Raw genomic sequence first — 16,080 nt, 5'->3', positions numbered from 1 at the left:
ATGGTCACCAATCCCTGTCCGTGCATCGCTGCCTCCCGTAGCGGCCGGTGAATCTCGGAGCCTACGGGACAACAAAGGTGACATCTCTAATCACCGCAAAGGTGACATTACTAAAAACGGCCAACACTCATCGGATGGATAATCTATCTTATGTTAAATGTGATTCGTCCCACGACAGCGCTTTGGCTTTACATGGGATGCATCGCGACAATCGCTCCACATCCGCTTGTTCGAACGACTTCCGTCGCACCACGCTGAACGCATCAATCAACTAGCCGGCATCGGCAGCAGACATGACTACCGGCGCCACGCTATGTCGCGCGCCGGTGGCGCAGCACGCTGCCGGCGTGCACATTCATGGATTGTCCGTCCTGGCAGGCAAGCTTGCCGTTGACGAACACCGCCTTGATACCTGTGCTAACCGCCGTTGGGTGGTCAAATGTGGCCGAATCGTTGACCGTCTGTGCGTCGAACACGACGAGGTCGGCGAAATGCTTTTCGGCGACAATCCCCCGCCCGGCGAGGCCAAAGCGGTTGGCGCTCAACCCGGTCATCTTGTGAACGGCGGTTTCCAGCGAGAACAACCCGCGATCGCGCGCATAGTGCCCCAGTACACGGGGAAAGGTTCCCCAGAGTCGAGGATGCGGACTCACGTCGTGCGCCAGGCCGTCGGAGCCTACCATCGTAGCCGGGTACTGCAAGATGCGGCTCACATCGTCTTCGTTCATGGCGAAATAGATGGCGCCCGCCGGCTGCAGCGCCTCGGCGAGCGCCTCGGGCGATGTGCCACGCTCCCGGGCCAAAGCGAACAGCGACTGGCCTGCTGCGCTGGGGTCGGCGTTCGACCACGTCACACGGACTTCGTCGGACTGGGCGATACGCGCCGACAGCAGCATGGTCGACGACGCGTTGTACGGGTAGCAGTCCAGGCAGACCGACTGCCTGCTGCCGGCAGCTTCAATCATGGCTAGCGTTTCCACCGATCGTCCGTGATTGGCCTTCCCCACCAGCTTGTGGTGCGACAGCACCGTTTCGATGCCGAGTGCATTGCCTATCTGTAGCGCTTCGGTCAACGCATCGACGATGGCGTCGCCCTCATCCCGGATGTGCATGGTGATGATGCCCCGGGCATTGGTCAGCGGCGCGCCGACCGCGACCACCTCGGCGCTGGTGGCTGCCCTGGCGGGTGGGTAGTAAAGGCCGGTGGACATGCCGATGGCACCTGCCGCAAGCGCGGCTTCGAGATCCACCGCCATGAACTTCTGCTCCCTTGCCGTGGCGACCCGGTCGAGCCGGTCCATGCGCCCTACCCGCAGCGTCGAATGCCCGACCAGGCAGGCGGCATTGACCGCCGGCCCGGACGCCTCCAGGGCGTCCAGATAATCGCCGAAATTCTCGTATCGCCACGCGCCTGTGCCGAGCAGGTCGAGCGGCGCGGGTGGCGTTCCTGTCGATTGCAGCGGTGCCAGGCTGATCCCGCAATTGCCGGTGATGACCGTTGTCACGCCCTGCGACAGTTTTGGATGCGGCCCATCGGGCGCCTCAAGGAGGAGCCGGTCATCATGCGTATGCACATCGATAAAGCCAGGGGCAACAATGCGCCCGGACGCGTCGAAGCGTGTCGTTGCCGAGACATCCGAGAGGTCCCCAAGGCAAACGATGCGGTTCCCGGCGACACCCACATCCAGGCGGCGACGGGGCGCGCCAGTGCCGTCGATGACGGTGCCGCCCTCGATAATCAGATCCAGCGTCGTAGTCGTTGCCATGCGTTTGCTCCGGCGATCATTGTTGTGCGAAGAACTCGGATATCTGCCCCAGGTCTTTGGTCCGGGTCAGCGCCAGCATCAACAGGATGCGTGCCTTTTGCGCCGACAGGCTGCCGGTGGCCATGCTGCCCGATACCTTGGGTGTCACGATGCCACTCACCGCGCGGGAGCTTCGGACGACGGGAATCCCCTTGCTGCCGAACTCCCGTATCAGCGCCTCATGATCGGGACTGGCGTTGCCATTGCCGGTGAACCCGATGACCACACCCTGCGCGCCCTCCTTCACCGCATCGCGCACGAGCTGCATTTCCTGGACCTGGTAGCGATAGACCAGTTCCACCTGTGGCAGCCTGGTGACCGATGACACGTCGAAGTACAACTCGCCCTTGGCGCGTGCCGGCTCGAAGTAATAGAGCACGCGCTCGCCGGCAATGACGCCAAGGTAGCCTTGCTCCAGCGCGCCCATCGTGTCGACGTTCAGCGTGTTCATCTTGGTCACGTACCGTGCCGCACTGATGCGGTCGTTCATCACGACCATCACGCCACGGTCGCGCGAGCCTGGATCGGCCGCCACCATGACGGCATCGAGCAGGTTGACCGGGCCATCCGCGCTAAGCGAAGTGGCAGGCCGCATCGACCCGGTAATGACAATCGGCTTGCTCGACCGCGTGGCGAGGCTCAGGAAATAGGCCGTTTCCTCCATCGTGTCCGTGCCATGCGTGACGACGACGCCCGCCACATCGGGTTCCGCCAGCACGGCGCTCACCCGTTTGGCAAGGTTGAGAATGTTTTCGCTGGTAATGACATTGCTGCCGACGTTGACGATCTGCTCGGCCCGCACGTTGGCGTAGTCATGAATCTGCGGCACTGCCTTCAGGAGCGAATCGACACCGGCCAGCGCGCCACTGTAGTTGGCCATGTCCGTAGGCGAGCGCGTGGCGCTGACGATCGTGCCACCAGTGGCGAGGATGACAACGCCAGATTTGCGGGCATTGCCGGACGGATCAGGCTGGCCTTTGGCCTGTTGGGCGGATGCGGGCAATGCGAACAGCGGCACCAGTGCGAGCCACACCAGGCATGCGCGAATGGAAGTCTTCATGATGCGTTTCTGAGGGGGAAGGATTGAAAGGTCAGTCCACTTGCGCGCCTGAGCGCTTGATGACGCCAGCCCAAAGCGGAGTTTCACGCGCCACGCGCTCGGTCAGCCGTGCGGGCGGGCCGGTCAGCGTCTCGAAGCCGATGGCGGCATAGCGGTCGCGCACCGTCGCCTTGGCCAGACTGGCATTGATGGCGCTGTTCAGCCGGGCAACGATGTCGGGCGGCGTTTTGGCGGGTGCCACGATGCCGCCCCAGGCCACGATGTCGTAACCGGGCACGCCCGATTCGGCCAGCGTCGGAATGTCGGGGAACAAGCCGCTGCGCTGCGCACCGGTCACCGCCAGCGCCTTGAGCCGGCCCGCCTTGATGTGCGGTGAAATCGAGGAGAGGTTGTCGAACATCAGGTCGACCTGTCCACCCATCAGGTCCTGAATCGCTTGCGGACTGCCGCGATAGGGCACGTGGGTCATCGATGTACCGGTCATGCTCTTGAACAATTCCCCGCTCAGATGCCCGGTCGTGCCATTGCCGGCCGACCCCATCGTCAGCGTGCCGGGCTTGGCCTTGGCCAGGGCGATAAGCGCCTGGACACTGTTCACGCCCAGGTCCTTGCGCACCACCAATGCGTTTTGGACATAGCCAAGCAAGCCCACCGGAACGAGCTGCTTGTCCGGATCGTAGGGCAGCTTCCGGAACAGCGACTTGTTGATGGCAAGCGTGCCGACGTTGCCGTAACCGATCGTGTAGCCATCCGCGGCGGCGTTGACCAGATCCACCATGCCGACGTTGCCAGCCCCGCCCGGCTTGTTGTCGACGATGAACGACTGCCCCAGGGACACCGCAAGCTCTTCGGCCAGAATTCGGCATACAGCGTCCGGCGAGCCGCCGGCGGCGGACGGCACGACGAGCCGGACCGGCCGGGCGGGCCAGGCGGCGGCCCGCGACAGGCCCGGCAGGCCCAGTGATGCGGCGGCGAGCCCCAGCTTCATCATCTCGCGCCGTGTGATGCGTCTCATGGTCATTGGCCTTTCTCCTGCCTCTCTTTTGTCGTGGGAAACACCCCCGTGTGTCCGAAAGATCGTAGATTGGCAACGGCCGTTGGACAAACCATGTTTCCTGAGGCTAGCATGAGATTTCCTCATGGATGCTCGCCCCAAAATCGAGCTGACCAGCGCCCCTTGCCCCATGAACTTTCACGTACGCGCCCCCTCCACGATGTCTCTGCTGTGCCTGGAAGCCAGCGCCCGGCTGCATTCGTTCACAGCGGCAGCCAGGGAGCTGCGGCTCACGCAGGGGGCGGTCAGCCGGCAGATCCAGACGCTGGAAGACAGGCTCGGCGTCAGGCTGTTCACGCGCCGGCGTGACGCGCTGGTGTTGACCGACGCCGGCCGCTACTACCTGAACGAGATCGCGCCGCTGCTGCAACGGCTGGAACGTGCGACGGCCAACGTGATGGCCCTGAAGGGCCGAGGCGGAACCCTTTCGCTATCGGCCGGCGCATCGGTCGGCACCTATTGGCTGATTCCGCGCCTGCCCGGCTTCACGAGAGACCACGGTGAGATCACGCTGAATCTCGGCACGCGCGTCGGGCCAGTGGACTTCCACACCACGGCCGTAGACGCATCGCTGGAGTTTGGAGACGGCAAGCGCGAAGGACTCCACAATGAGTTCGTGCTGCCGTTGATGCTGTCGCCCTACGCCGCACCGGAATGGATCCGCAGGCATGGCAAGGCGATCACCTCGGAAACGCCGCGCTCGGCGATGATTCACCATCAGACATTGCCCGACGCATGGGAAGAATGGTTCAGGCTCGAAGGTATCGAGGGTGAAGCTACGCGCGAAGGTCCTCGCTACGAGATCATGTCGATGGCGTTGAATGCGTCCGTTGCCGGCATGGGTATAGCGCTACTCCCCCCGTACATGACCGAGGACATGGTCGCACTCGGACGGTTGAAACGCCTGTCGCGACGTACGTGGCGTTACCCGAAAGGCTACTACCTGGTGTACCCGGAAGAGTCCGCGCGATTACCATCTCTGCAGGTCTTTCGACTGTGGCTCAAGAACCAGGCGAATGAGACGCAGTAGGCGCTGAGGACTCAGTGCCGATCGAACATGAAGTGTCGTCAGCACTATTGACCCAAAGGGCGCTTCGGCGCCCTTTTTCATTTGATCCGTACCTGCACGAGCCGCGCCGTCCTCCAGACTTCCACCTACGGGTAAGTCCCACACTGCATATTGGTAATACCACTTTACCTGTCCGATACCCTGACCTAGACTCCGTTGAACTCGGCATGCGTGCGGCGCGGCAGTGTGGTCGCGGGCATCCGGATCTGCACCCCCTACAAGAAGCAGAACGCAGGAGACCCGAGTGAAGGACGACGACGATCAGACCGGCGCGCCCAAAAGGCGTAGCCAGGCATGGTTTGGGCGCCTCGATCGCGATGGCTTCATCTATCGTTCGTGGCTGAAGAACCGTGGCATTCCGCATGACCAGTTCGATGGCCGTCCGGTCATCGGCATCTGCAACACCTTTTCCGAACTCACCCCTTGCAATTCGCATTTCCGTACGCTGGCTGACCAAGTCAAGACCGGCGTGTGGGAAGCCGGCGGGTTTCCGCTCGAATTTCCCGTGATGTCGCTGGGCGAGACCATGCTGCGGCCTACGGCCATGCTGTTCCGCAACCTGGCCAGCATGGACGTAGAGGAATCGATTCGCGGCAACCCCATCGACGGCGTGGTGCTGCTGATGGGCTGCGACAAGACCACCCCGGCGCTGATGATGGGCGCGTCCTCGTGCGATCTGCCGACCATCGGCGTGTCGGGCGGCCCCATGCTGAGCGGCAAGTTCCGTGGGCAGGACCTGGGCTCTGGCACGGACGTCTGGAAGATGTCCGAGGAAGTCCGCGCCGGCCATATGTCGCAGGAAGACTTCTTCGAGGCCGAAAGCTGCATGCACCGGTCGCACGGTAGCTGCATGACGATGGGCACCGCGTCGACCATGGCATGCATGGTCGAATCGCTGGGCATGTCCCTGCCCGGCAACGCCGCCATTCCGGCGGTGGACGGGCGGCGCAACATCCTGGCGCGCGCGTCGGGCCGTCGCATCGTGCAGATGGTCAAGGACAACCTGGTGATGTCGAAGATCCTTACACGCCAGGCCTTCGAGAACGCGATCAAGGTCAATGCGGCGATTGGCGGATCCACCAATGCGGTGATCCACCTGCTGGCCATCGCCGGGCGTATTGGCGTGGAACTGAACCTCGACGACTGGGACGCGCTGGGCCATGCCCTACCCTGTCTGGTCGATCTGCAGCCATCGGGGCGCCACCTGATGGAGGATTTCTATTACGCAGGCGGCTTGCCGGCCGTGATCCGCGAGCTTGAATCGCAGCTCCATCGCGATGCACTGACCGTCAATGGCAAGACGCTGTGGGACAACTGCAAGGAGGCGCCGAACTGGAACCGCGAGATCATCCATGCGTTCGACGCCCCGTTCAAGCCGCACGCCGGTATTGCAGTGCTGCGCGGCAACCTGAGCCCCGATGGCGCGGTCATCAAGCCGTCGGCGGCCACGCCCGCCCTGCTCAAGCACACCGGCCGCGCCGTGGTGTTCGAGAACAGCGAGCACATGCATGAACGGCTCGACGACGAATCGCTCGACGTTGACGAAAACTGCGTGCTGGTGCTGAAGAACTGCGGCCCGCGCGGGTATCCGGGCATGGCCGAAGCCGGCAACATGCCGCTGCCGCCCAAGGTCTTGCGCAAGGGCATTACCGACATGGTGCGGATCTCCGATGCGCGCATGAGCGGCACGGCCTACGGCACGGTGGTGCTGCACGTCACGCCCGAAGCCGCCGCCGGCGGCCCGCTGGCACTGGTGCAGGACGGCGACATGGTCGAACTCGACGTGGAAGCGCGCCGGCTGCATCTGCAAGTCAGCGACGAGGAACTCGCGCGCCGCCGCGCGGCGTGGCAACCGCCCGAGCCGCCGATGGAACGCGGCTGGACGCGGCTCTATTTCGATCACGTCCAGCAGGCCAACCGCGGCGCGGACCTCGACTTCCTGGTGGGGAAAAGCGGCGCCGGCGTGCCGAAGGACAACCACTGAACGGCAGCACCCCGGCCACCCCACCGCCATCCAAGGGCGGTACGGCCGAGACAAGGAGACGCAACGCATGGCATCGGTAGAGATCCGCGATGTGCAGAAGTCCTTTGGCGGGACGCAGGTCATACGGGGCGTCAGCATCGACATTCCCGATGGCGAGTTCACGGTGCTGGTGGGCCCGTCCGGCTGCGGCAAGTCCACGCTGCTGCGCATGCTGGCCGGGCTGGAGGAAATCAGCGATGGGGAGATCTCCATCGGCGACCGCGTGGTGAATCGCCTGCCGCCCAAGGAGCGAGACATCGCGATGGTGTTCCAGAATTACGCGCTCTACCCTCACATGTCGGTCTACGACAACATGGCGTTCTCGCTGAAGCTGGCGGGCGTTGCCAAAGAGACCATCAAGGAAAAGGTGGACAAGGCGTCGGGCATCCTGGGCCTGGGCCAGTTGCTGGACCGCTATCCGCGCCAGCTATCCGGCGGCCAGCGGCAGCGCGTCGCCATGGGGCGCGCCATCGTGCGCGATCCGCAGGTGTTCCTGTTCGACGAACCGCTGTCCAACCTCGATGCCAAGCTGCGCGTGCAGATGCGCGCCGAGATCAAGGAACTGCACCAGCGGCTGCGCACCACGTCGGTCTACGTCACGCACGACCAGATCGAGGCGATGACGATGGCCGACCAGATCGTGGTGATGCGCGACGGCCTTGTGGAACAGCGCGGCCGTCCGCTCGATCTCTATGACCACCCCGACAACCTGTTCGTGGCCGGCTTTATCGGCTCTCCGGCGATGAACTTCGTGCCCGGCGTGCTGCGCCGCCAGAACGGTGCGGCGCGCGTGGAGTTTGCCGACGGCACGCTCCTGCCCGCGCCCGACCGCCTGCAGGACGGCGCCGGCACGGATGGCCAGCGCGTGATCTATGGCGTGCGGCCCGAACACCTGGCGTATGGCGCGGCCGGCCAGGGTTTTCCGACGAGCGTCACGGTGGTGGAGCCCACGGGCGCCAATACCGAGGTGTATTCGCGCTTTGGCGAGTCCGATTTCATCACGGTGTTCCGCGAACGCCATGACTTTGCTGCTGGCCAGGCGCTGCATCTGGTGCCGGACCATCACCATACCCACCTGTTCGACGCCGAATCGGGACAGGCCCTGCCCCGCCACGCCGCGCGGCAATAACAACCCTTGGCATGACCATGGAGGAGACACAGCGATGAGCCATTCCGGAAACTTCACGAGACGCGATTTCCTGGTATCGACGGCCGCCGTGGCGGCCACCAGCGCGCTGGGCACCACCAATGCCCACGCCGCCACGGAGCTGCAGTACAAGCCCGAGGCTGGCGCCAAGCTGCGCGTACTGCGCTGGAAGCGCTTCGTCCAGGGTGACGAAGACCTGTGGAACGCCAATGCGAAGAAATTCAGCGAGTTGACCGGCGTCGAGGTGCGCGTCGACAACGAAGGCTGGGAAGACGTGCGGCCCAAGGCGGCCGTGGCGGCCAGCGTGGGGACCGGGCCGGACATCGTGCTGGGCTGGTTCGACGACCCGCAGCAATACCCCGACAAGCTGGTCGACGTCTCGGACGTGGCCACCTACCTGGGCAACAAGCACGGCGGCTGGTACGACGTCTGCAAGAAGTACGGCATGCACAGCGGCAAGTGGATCGCGCTGCCGCTGGGCGTGGTGGGCAATGCGCTGGTCTATCGCGAAAGCCACGTCAAGGCCGCCGGCTTCGACGCGATCCCGAAGGACACGGCCGGCTTCCTGAAGCTGTGCCAGGCGCTCAAGGCCAAGGGCACGCCGGCCGGCTTCGCGCTGGGCAAGGCCGTGGGCGACGGCAACAACTGGGCGCACTGGCTGCTGTGGTCGCATGGCGGCATGCTGGTGGACGCCAAGGGCAAGGTCGTGGTCAATTCGCCTGAAACCTGGGCGGCGCTCGAATACGCCAAGCAGCTCTACCCGACGTTCGTGCCGGGCACGCTGTCGTGGCAGGACCCGTCCAACAACAAGGCGTTCCTGGACGGACAGGTCAGCCTGACCGCCAACGGCATCTCGGTCTACTACGCAGCCAAGAACTCGAAGGAGCCCAAGCTGCAGGAGATGGCCAAGGACATCCAGCACGCGCATTTTCCGATTGGCAAGAGCGGCAAGCCGACGGAGCTCATGCAGATCACGCAGATGATGATCTTCAAGTACTGCAAGTATCCGAACGCGGCCAAGGCGTTCCTGCAGTTCATGATGGAGCCCGAGCAGTACAACCCGTGGATGGAGGCAGCCATCGGCTACGTGAGCCAGCCGCTCAAGGCGTACGAGTCGAACCCGATCTGGACGGCCGATCCCAAGCACACGGTGTACCGCGATGCGGCGTCGCTGATGCTCGACAACGGCCATGCGGGTCCGCTGGGCACGGCATCGGCGGCGTCGATGGCGGACTACATCGTGCTCGACATGGTGGCCGAGGCGGCCAGCGGGTCGAAGACGCCGAAGGAAGCCGCGGCCCGTGCCGCCCAGCGCGCCGAGCGCTACTACAAGGCCTGACGCCATGCAGAAAACCGCTGCGACGCCGCCTGCCTCGCAGCGGCAGCCTGCCCAGCCGGCAAAACGATCCATGCTGTCCCGCCTGTCCGACAACCGGCACGCGCTGGGGCTGCTGTTCATGCTGCCCACGGCCGTGCTGCTGCTGGTATTCCTGACCTATCCGCTCGGATTGGGCGTGTGGCTGGGCTTTACCGATACCAAGATCGGACGGCCGGGCGCATGGATCGGGCTGGACAACTTCACCTACCTGGCGGGTGACTCGGTCACCCAGCTCGCGCTGTTCAATACCATCTTCTACACGCTGATCGCCAGCGTGCTGAAGTTTGCGCTGGGGCTGTGGCTGGCCCTGCTGCTGAACCGCAACCTGCCGTTCAAGTCGTTCTTCCGCGCCGTGGTGCTGCTGCCGTGGATCGTGCCCACGGCGCTGTCGGCGCTGGCGTTCTGGTGGATCTACGACGCGCAGTTCTCGGTCATCAGCTGGACGCTGGTCAAGCTGGGGGTGATCGACACCTACATCGACTTCCTGGGCGACCCGTGGCTGGCGCGGTTTTCCACTATCGCGGCCAATGTCTGGCGCGGTATCCCGTTCGTGGCGATCTCGCTGCTGGCCGGCCTGCAGACGATCTCGCCCACGTTGTACGAGGCGGCGTCCATCGACGGCGTCACGCCATGGCAGCAGTTCCGCTACGTCACGCTGCCGCTGCTGACGCCGATCATCGCCGTGGTGATGACGTTCTCTGTGCTGTTCACGTTCACCGATTTCCAGCTGATCTACGTGCTCACGCGCGGCGGTCCGCTCAATGCCACGCACCTGATGGCCACGCTGTCGTTCCAGCGCGCCATTCCGGGCGGGTCGCTGGGCGAAGGCGCGGCGCTGGCCACGATGATGGTGCCGTTCCTGCTGGCAGCCATCCTGTTCTCATATTTCGGGTTGCAGCGGCGCGCGTGGCAACAAGGGGGCGACAAATGAAGGCCAAGGCGACCGAGAACGAATCGCAAGGCATGGAGTACCTGCAGTCGGTGCCGCGCCGTTGGGTCACGCTCTATATCCCGATGGGAGTCTTCCTGTTCGTGCTGCTGTTTCCGTTCTACTGGATGGGCATCACGGCGTTCAAGCCCGATGGCGAACTGCTGATGCAGAGCGCCAACCCGTTCTTCGTGATAGCGCCGACGCTGGCCCACTTCAAGAAGCTGCTGTTCAACACGCCCTACCCGTCATGGCTGCTCAACACCGTGATCGTCTCGACGGTGTCGACGTTCGCCTCGCTGGCGGCCAGCGTGCTGGCGGCGTATGCCATCGAACGGCTGCGCTTCCAGGGGGCCAAGCAGGTGGGGCTGGCCATTTTCCTGGCCTACCTGATCCCGCCGTCGATCCTGTTCATCCCGCTGGCGTCGATCGTGTTCCAGCTTGGCCTGTTCGACACACGCTGGGCGCTGATCCTGACCTATCCCACGTTCCTGATCCCGTTCTGCACATGGCTGCTGATGGGGTATTTCCGGTCGATCCCGTACGAACTGGAGGAATGCGCGCTGATCGATGGCGCCACGCGCTGGGAAATCCTGATCAAGATCATCCTGCCGCTGGCCGTGCCAGGGCTGATCTCGGCGGGCATCTTCGCGTTCACGCTGTCGTGGAACGAGTTCATCTACGCCCTCACCTTCATCTCGTCGTCCGAGGTGAAAACGGTGCCGGTGGGTATCGTCACCGAACTGGTGGAAGGCGACGTCTACCACTGGGGCGCCCTGATGGCCGGCGCCCTGCTGGGGTCGCTGCCCGTGGCGGTGGTCTATTCGTTCTTCGTGGAGTACTACGTGTCCGGCATGACCGGCGCGGTCAAGGAGTAAGCGCGTCTTCCACGGCCTGCACGTAGCCGTCCTGCAGCGGACAACTCACCGGCAGGACGCTCGTGGCCGTGCCGACGTCGCCGGTGTCCAGCCTGAACAGCCGCGTTTTCAGCAAGCGCGTCACGCGCCACCACTGGATGATTTCCACATGCTGCGCCGCCGGGCACAGCAACTCGGCATACACGGGCGCCCGGTCAATCAACGACCGAACGATGCGGAGCTGGTGTCCTTTCTGGAGAAGCCCCAGCAGGCGCCTTTGATGATTCGACAACGACACTGATTTACTACCAAATCCTGGAAAAAAAGCGAGCCACAGGCGGGGAGCCGTGGCTCGCACAGGTAAGTCGCTGGCGCCAGGTTGCCCAGCGATGCCCTACTATCGGCTAGTTTTCAAATATTGATGAATCAACAATCCAGTTAAATGTACATAATGTATTTTTTACCGCCTGGATGTAGCGTTCTGGACACTCGCTGCGCCTCGGCGGACAATCGGCAAGCCCGTTTTTTCACTTGCCAATTACCGTGACCACTGCCTCGCTGCGCCCTGCCCGTCTGCACTTCGACCTGACCACGGTGCAGCTTTTCATCGCGGTTGCCGAACTGGGCAGCATCACGCGCGGTGCCGAGCGGCTGCACCTGGCCGCCGCCGCCGCGTCGCGCCGTGTGCTGGAACTGGAGGCGCAGCTTGGCGTGGCGCTGTTCGAGCGCCTGCCCCACGGCATGGCCCTGACCGAGGCCGGCCGCGCGCTGCTGGCGCACGCGCGGGGCATCACGCATACGGTCCAGCGCATGCAGGACGACGCCGCGTCGTTCGTGGGCGGCGACCTGGGCGTGGTGCGCGTGGCAGCGCCCAAGTCCGCCGTGATCCAGTTCATGCCCTTCGACATCCAGCGCTGCGCCGCGGTCTGCCCGGGCGTGCGCGTGGACCTGCAGGAGATGAACAGCCAGGAAGTGCAGCAGGCCCTGCGGCGCGGCACCGTGGATATCGGCATCTATGAAGGCAGCCTGGGCATGGTGGACCTGCCCATCGCGCCATACCGTACCGACCGGCTCGAACTGGTGGTAGCCAAGGGCCACCCGCTGGCGCGGCGCCGCAAGGTCACGCTGGACGACATCCTCGACTGCGACCTGATCACGCTGGGCGAAAGCTCGGCCATCTCGATCATGCTCGACCGCCTGGCCGAGGAAGCCGGGCGCGTGCCGCGCATGCGCATGCGCGTGGGCGGCTTCGACAGCATCGCGGCGCTCGTGGCGCAGAGCCTGGGCGTGGGCGTGATGCCCGAGGCAATTGCCGCCGACATCGCCAGCGGCAGCCGCTATGTGCGCGTGCCGATTGCCGGACCCTGGGCCGAGCGCCAGTTCGTGTTGTGCCATCGCCCCGCCGATGTGCTGTCGTCGGCCGCCATGAGCGTGCTGGCGGTGCTTGCGCAAAACGCGAAACCTGAATCCCCCAAATAGCGATAGCCCGCCCTGCCCGCTTTCCGCATCATGGGACGCATAACGATTCCATAACGGAGACAGCCCATGCAGCGCAGACAGTTCATCCTTGGGGCCGCAGCCGGCCTGGCCATCCCCAGCCTGGCCGCATCCAGCCTGGTCCGCGCCGCCGGCAGTGAAATTTCCGGCCCGGTCCGCATCGTGGTGGGCTTTGCCCCGGGCGGCGGCACCGATGTGCTGGCGCGCGTCATCGGCCAGAAGCTCGGCATGATGTGGAACACCAGCGTCGTCGTCGAGAACAAGCCCGGCGCTACTGGCGCCATCGCCGCCGCCTTCGTGGCCAAGCAGCCGGCCGACGGCACCACGCTGCTGATGGCCCACGTCAACAGCCACGCCATCGCCCCGGCGCTGCTCGACGTCAAGTACGACCCCACCACTGACTTCACCCCGATCTCGATGGTCGGCGTGACCCCCAACATGCTGACCTGCCGGCCCGAGCAGAAGGTGCGCACGGTGGCCGAGATCGTCGAGCTGTGCCGCAAGAAGCCCGGCCAGGTGTCGTTCGGGTCGTCGGGCATCGGCTCCGCGCAGCACCTGGCGCTGGAACTGTTCCGCCTGCAGGCCAAGCTCGATGTGGTGCACGTGCCGTACAAGGGCTCGGGCCCGCTGATCGCCGACCTGCTGGGCGGCCAGATCGACTATGCGTTCGACACCATGACGGCCGCCACGCCGTTCATTGCCCAGGGCAAGGTGATCGCCATCGCCCAGACGCGCCTGAAGCGTGCGGCCAGCCATCCGAACGTGCCCACGCTGGCCGAATCGGGCTTTCCGGGCCTGGACGCCGCGTCGTGGTACGGGCTGGTGGGCCCCAAGGGCATGTCGCCCGCGCTGGTGCAGCGCATGAACCAGGACGTCAACAAGGCGCTGGCCATGCCCGACGTTGCCGAGAAGCTCAAGAGCTTTGGCGCCGAGGATTCGGGCGGCACGAGCCAGCAGTTCGGCGCGTTCATCGCGTCCGAAGCCAGCAAGTGGGGCAAGGTCGTGAAGCAGGCCGGCGTCAAGGCCGAGGTCTGAGCGCATTCCACAACGCGCATTCCACAAAGAATTCTCCAGGAAGTTATCGATGACCACTCAGAACACCACTGCCAATGACGGCACCCGTCCCCTGCCGCTGGCCGGCGTGCGCGTGCTCGATGTCTGCCAGGTGATGGCCGGCCCGTACGCCTGCATGCTGCTGGCCGACCTGGGCGCCGACGTGATCAAGGTGGAACCGCCCGACGGCGGCGACCAGACGCGCGGCGCGATGGGCTTCAAGATGAAGGGCCCCGACAGCATGGGGTTCCTGAACATGAACCGCAACAAGCGCAGCGTGACGCTGGACCTCAAGACCGAGGCCGGCCGCCAGGTGCTCTATCGCCTGGCCGAATCGGCGGACATCCTGGTGGAAAACTATCGTCCGGGCGTGATGAAGCGGCTCGGCATCGACTACGACACGCTGGCCAAGATCAATCCGAAGCTGGTGTACGTGAGCATTTCTGGCTTTGGCCAGTCCGGGCCGTGGGCCAAGCGGCCCGGCTTCGACCTGATGGCGCAGGCCATGTCCGGCGTGATGAGCGTGACCGGCTATCCCGGCGATGCCCCGGTCAAATGCGGCGTGCCCGTGGCTGACATCGGCTGCGCGCTGTTTGCCACGTACGGCATGCTGGCCGCCTATATCGGCGCCAAGGAAACCGGCAAGGGCCAGTATGTCGACGCGTCGCTGTTCGATTCGGCGCTGGCGTTCTCGGTGTGGGACAGCTCCGAATACTGGGGCACGGGCCGCGAGCCCGAGCCGCTGGGCACGGCCAACCGCATGAGCGCGCCTTACCAGGCCATGAAGTCGTCCGACGGCCATTTCGTGATGGGCGCTACCAACCAGAAGCTGTGGCAGTTGCTGTGCCAGACGCTGGAGCGGCAGGACCTGCTGGCCGACGACCGCTTTACCACGGTGGCCCTGCGGCTGGCCAACCGACATGAACTGATTGCCGAACTGGAGCGCACGTTCGCGCAGAAGACCAGTGACTACTGGATCGAGACCCTGCTCGAAGTGGGTATCCCGGCCGGCCCGATCCTGACCTATCCGCAGGCGTTCGACAGCGATCACGGCAAGCACCGCCAGATGCGGATCGAGATCGACCACCCGATCGAAGGCAAGGTCCCGAACATCGGCTTCGCGGTCAAGATGGGCGGCACGCCGCAACAGGTGCGGCGCCATCCGCCGCTGCTGGGGCAGCACACCGACGAAGTGCTGGCCGAGCTCGGCATCCGCGAGGAAGAGAAAGAGGCGCTGGCCGCTGGCGGCGCGTTCGGCGCATGACCGCGCCGCTGCCGGCAGACGCCGGACAAGTCAGCCTGTCGATCGAGGGTCAGGTCGCCACGCTGACCTTCGACCGCCCCGCCGCGCGCAACGCGATGACGTGGGCCATGTACGAACAGCTCGGCAAGCATTGCCGCGACCTGGCGGGCGCGGGCGGCGCCGGTATCCGCGTGGTGGTGATGCGCGGCGCCGGCGGCGAGGCGTTTGTCGCCGGCACCGACATCGCCCAGTTCCGCGCCTTCCAGAGCGGCAACGACGGCATCGACTACGAGGTACAGATCGACGCGGGTATCGGGCTGGTGGAAAAGCTGCCCATGCCCACGGTGGCCGTGGTCGACGGCTGGTGCGTGGGCGGCGGCCTGGCCATCGCCACTGCATGCGATTTCCGGCTGGCCACACCCGCGGCGCGCTTCGGCGTACCGATCGCACGCACGCTGGGCAATACGCTGTCGGCGCTGAACCTGGCCAAGCTGCGCGCGGCCTGGGGGCTACAGCCGGTGCGGCGCATGCTGCTGCTGGCGCAGATCCTGGACGCAGATGCGGCGCTGGGATGTGGTTTCCTGGAGGCGGTTCACCCGGCTGACAGCATCGACGCGGAACTGGCCGCGCTGTGTGAGCGGTTGGGCAAGCTGGCGCCGGTGACGCAGCAGGTGGTCAAGGAAGCGCTGCGACGTCAGACGGTGGAGGCGGTGGCTGATACCGATGATCTGGTGAAGCGGTGTTATGGGAGTGAGGATTTCCGGGAGGGGGTGACGGCGTTCGTGGAGAAACGGTCGCCGGTTTGGCGGGGAGAGTAACTGTCTCTGCCGGTCTTGCTTCAGGGGCCCGTCAGAAATTTTGTGTTTAGGGCATAACATGTCGCCAAGGAGCATGTCATGCCACGTAGAACCAAGACGAGCCAGGCCGCCGATCGTGAGCTGCCGACCATTCCCGAAGATCTGATCG

General features: G+C 64.7%; 14 protein-coding genes. 10 read left to right on the top strand and 4 right to left on the bottom strand.

Annotated features, from left to right (window positions below):
* Positions 1-311: 311 nt before the first annotated feature.
* From MFF62_RS30625 to MFF62_RS30615, 3 genes are read right to left on the bottom strand one after another with little or no spacing between them, the layout of a single operon-like run.
* The gene (locus tag MFF62_RS30625; protein WP_238267907.1) at positions 312-1,766 is read right to left on the bottom strand and encodes an N-acyl-D-amino-acid deacylase family protein; all 1,455 of its coding nucleotides are present in this window, start codon (positions 1,764-1,766) and stop codon (positions 312-314) included.
* A 16-nt stretch (positions 1,767-1,782) separates the two neighbouring features.
* Positions 1,783-2,865: an asparaginase gene (locus MFF62_RS30620; protein ID WP_238267906.1), complete on the bottom strand. Its 1,083-nt coding sequence runs from the start codon at positions 2,863-2,865 to the stop codon at positions 1,783-1,785.
* A gap of 31 nt (positions 2,866-2,896) precedes the next feature.
* Entirely contained in the window at positions 2,897-3,886 is a 990-nt protein-coding gene (locus MFF62_RS30615) for a Bug family tripartite tricarboxylate transporter substrate binding protein (protein ID WP_238267905.1), read from the bottom strand.
* Between the two features lie 118 nt (positions 3,887-4,004).
* Between MFF62_RS30615 and MFF62_RS30610 the strand changes: the two genes are divergently transcribed.
* The 6 genes from MFF62_RS30610 (at position 4,005) to MFF62_RS30585 (ending at position 11,342) form a co-directional block, all read left to right on the top strand.
* Entirely contained in the window at positions 4,005-4,949 is a 945-nt protein-coding gene (locus tag MFF62_RS30610; protein WP_238267904.1) for a LysR substrate-binding domain-containing protein, read from the top strand.
* Between the two features lie 283 nt (positions 4,950-5,232).
* Complete coding sequence (locus MFF62_RS30605) at positions 5,233-6,972, top strand: IlvD/Edd family dehydratase (RefSeq protein ID WP_238267899.1); 1,740 nt, start codon at positions 5,233-5,235, stop codon at positions 6,970-6,972.
* Positions 6,973-7,039: 67 nt separating this feature from the next.
* Positions 7,040-8,140: an ABC transporter ATP-binding protein gene (locus tag MFF62_RS30600; RefSeq protein ID WP_238267898.1), complete on the top strand. Its 1,101-nt coding sequence runs from the start codon at positions 7,040-7,042 to the stop codon at positions 8,138-8,140.
* A gap of 34 nt (positions 8,141-8,174) precedes the next feature.
* Positions 8,175-9,497 (top strand): ABC transporter substrate-binding protein, encoded by a 1,323-nt coding sequence (locus MFF62_RS30595; protein WP_238267897.1) that lies wholly within the window; start codon positions 8,175-8,177, stop codon positions 9,495-9,497.
* A gap of 70 nt (positions 9,498-9,567) precedes the next feature.
* Positions 9,568-10,467 (top strand): carbohydrate ABC transporter permease, encoded by a 900-nt coding sequence (locus MFF62_RS30590; protein WP_238267908.1) that lies wholly within the window; start codon positions 9,568-9,570, stop codon positions 10,465-10,467.
* Positions 10,464-11,342 carry a carbohydrate ABC transporter permease gene (locus MFF62_RS30585; RefSeq protein WP_238267896.1) on the top strand — a complete coding sequence of 293 codons (879 nt, stop codon included), beginning with the start codon at positions 10,464-10,466 and terminating at the stop codon, positions 11,340-11,342. Before MFF62_RS30590 ends, MFF62_RS30585 begins: the two co-directional genes overlap by 4 nt.
* Here the strand turns inward: MFF62_RS30585 and MFF62_RS30580 are convergent.
* Complete coding sequence (locus MFF62_RS30580) at positions 11,332-11,526, bottom strand: hypothetical protein (protein WP_238267895.1); 195 nt, start codon at positions 11,524-11,526, stop codon at positions 11,332-11,334. The genes MFF62_RS30585 and MFF62_RS30580 overlap by 11 nt on opposite strands.
* Positions 11,527-11,864: 338 nt before the next feature.
* Here MFF62_RS30580 and MFF62_RS30575 point away from each other — a divergent pair, with 338 nt between their 5' ends.
* From MFF62_RS30575 to MFF62_RS30560, 4 genes are all read left to right on the top strand, one after another.
* On the top strand, positions 11,865-12,800 hold the full coding sequence (locus tag MFF62_RS30575; protein WP_238267894.1) for a LysR family transcriptional regulator: 936 nt from the start codon (positions 11,865-11,867) through the stop codon (positions 12,798-12,800).
* Between the two features lie 66 nt (positions 12,801-12,866).
* Entirely contained in the window at positions 12,867-13,853 is a 987-nt protein-coding gene (locus tag MFF62_RS30570; RefSeq protein WP_238267893.1) for a Bug family tripartite tricarboxylate transporter substrate binding protein, read from the top strand.
* A gap of 49 nt (positions 13,854-13,902) precedes the next feature.
* Positions 13,903-15,135: a CaiB/BaiF CoA transferase family protein gene (locus tag MFF62_RS30565; protein ID WP_238267892.1), complete on the top strand. Its 1,233-nt coding sequence runs from the start codon at positions 13,903-13,905 to the stop codon at positions 15,133-15,135.
* Positions 15,132-15,932 (top strand): enoyl-CoA hydratase/isomerase family protein, encoded by an 801-nt coding sequence (locus MFF62_RS30560; protein WP_238267891.1) that lies wholly within the window; start codon positions 15,132-15,134, stop codon positions 15,930-15,932. Before MFF62_RS30565 ends, MFF62_RS30560 begins: the two co-directional genes overlap by 4 nt.
* Positions 15,933-16,080: the final 148 nt, after the last annotated feature.

It is taken from the genome of Cupriavidus pauculus (genome assembly GCF_022179805.1).
GTDB classification, from domain to species: Bacteria; Pseudomonadota; Gammaproteobacteria; order Burkholderiales; family Burkholderiaceae; genus Cupriavidus; species Cupriavidus pauculus_E.
The sequence above is the reverse complement of the archived record's forward strand: the minus strand, read 5'-3'. Positions and strand labels throughout refer to the sequence as shown.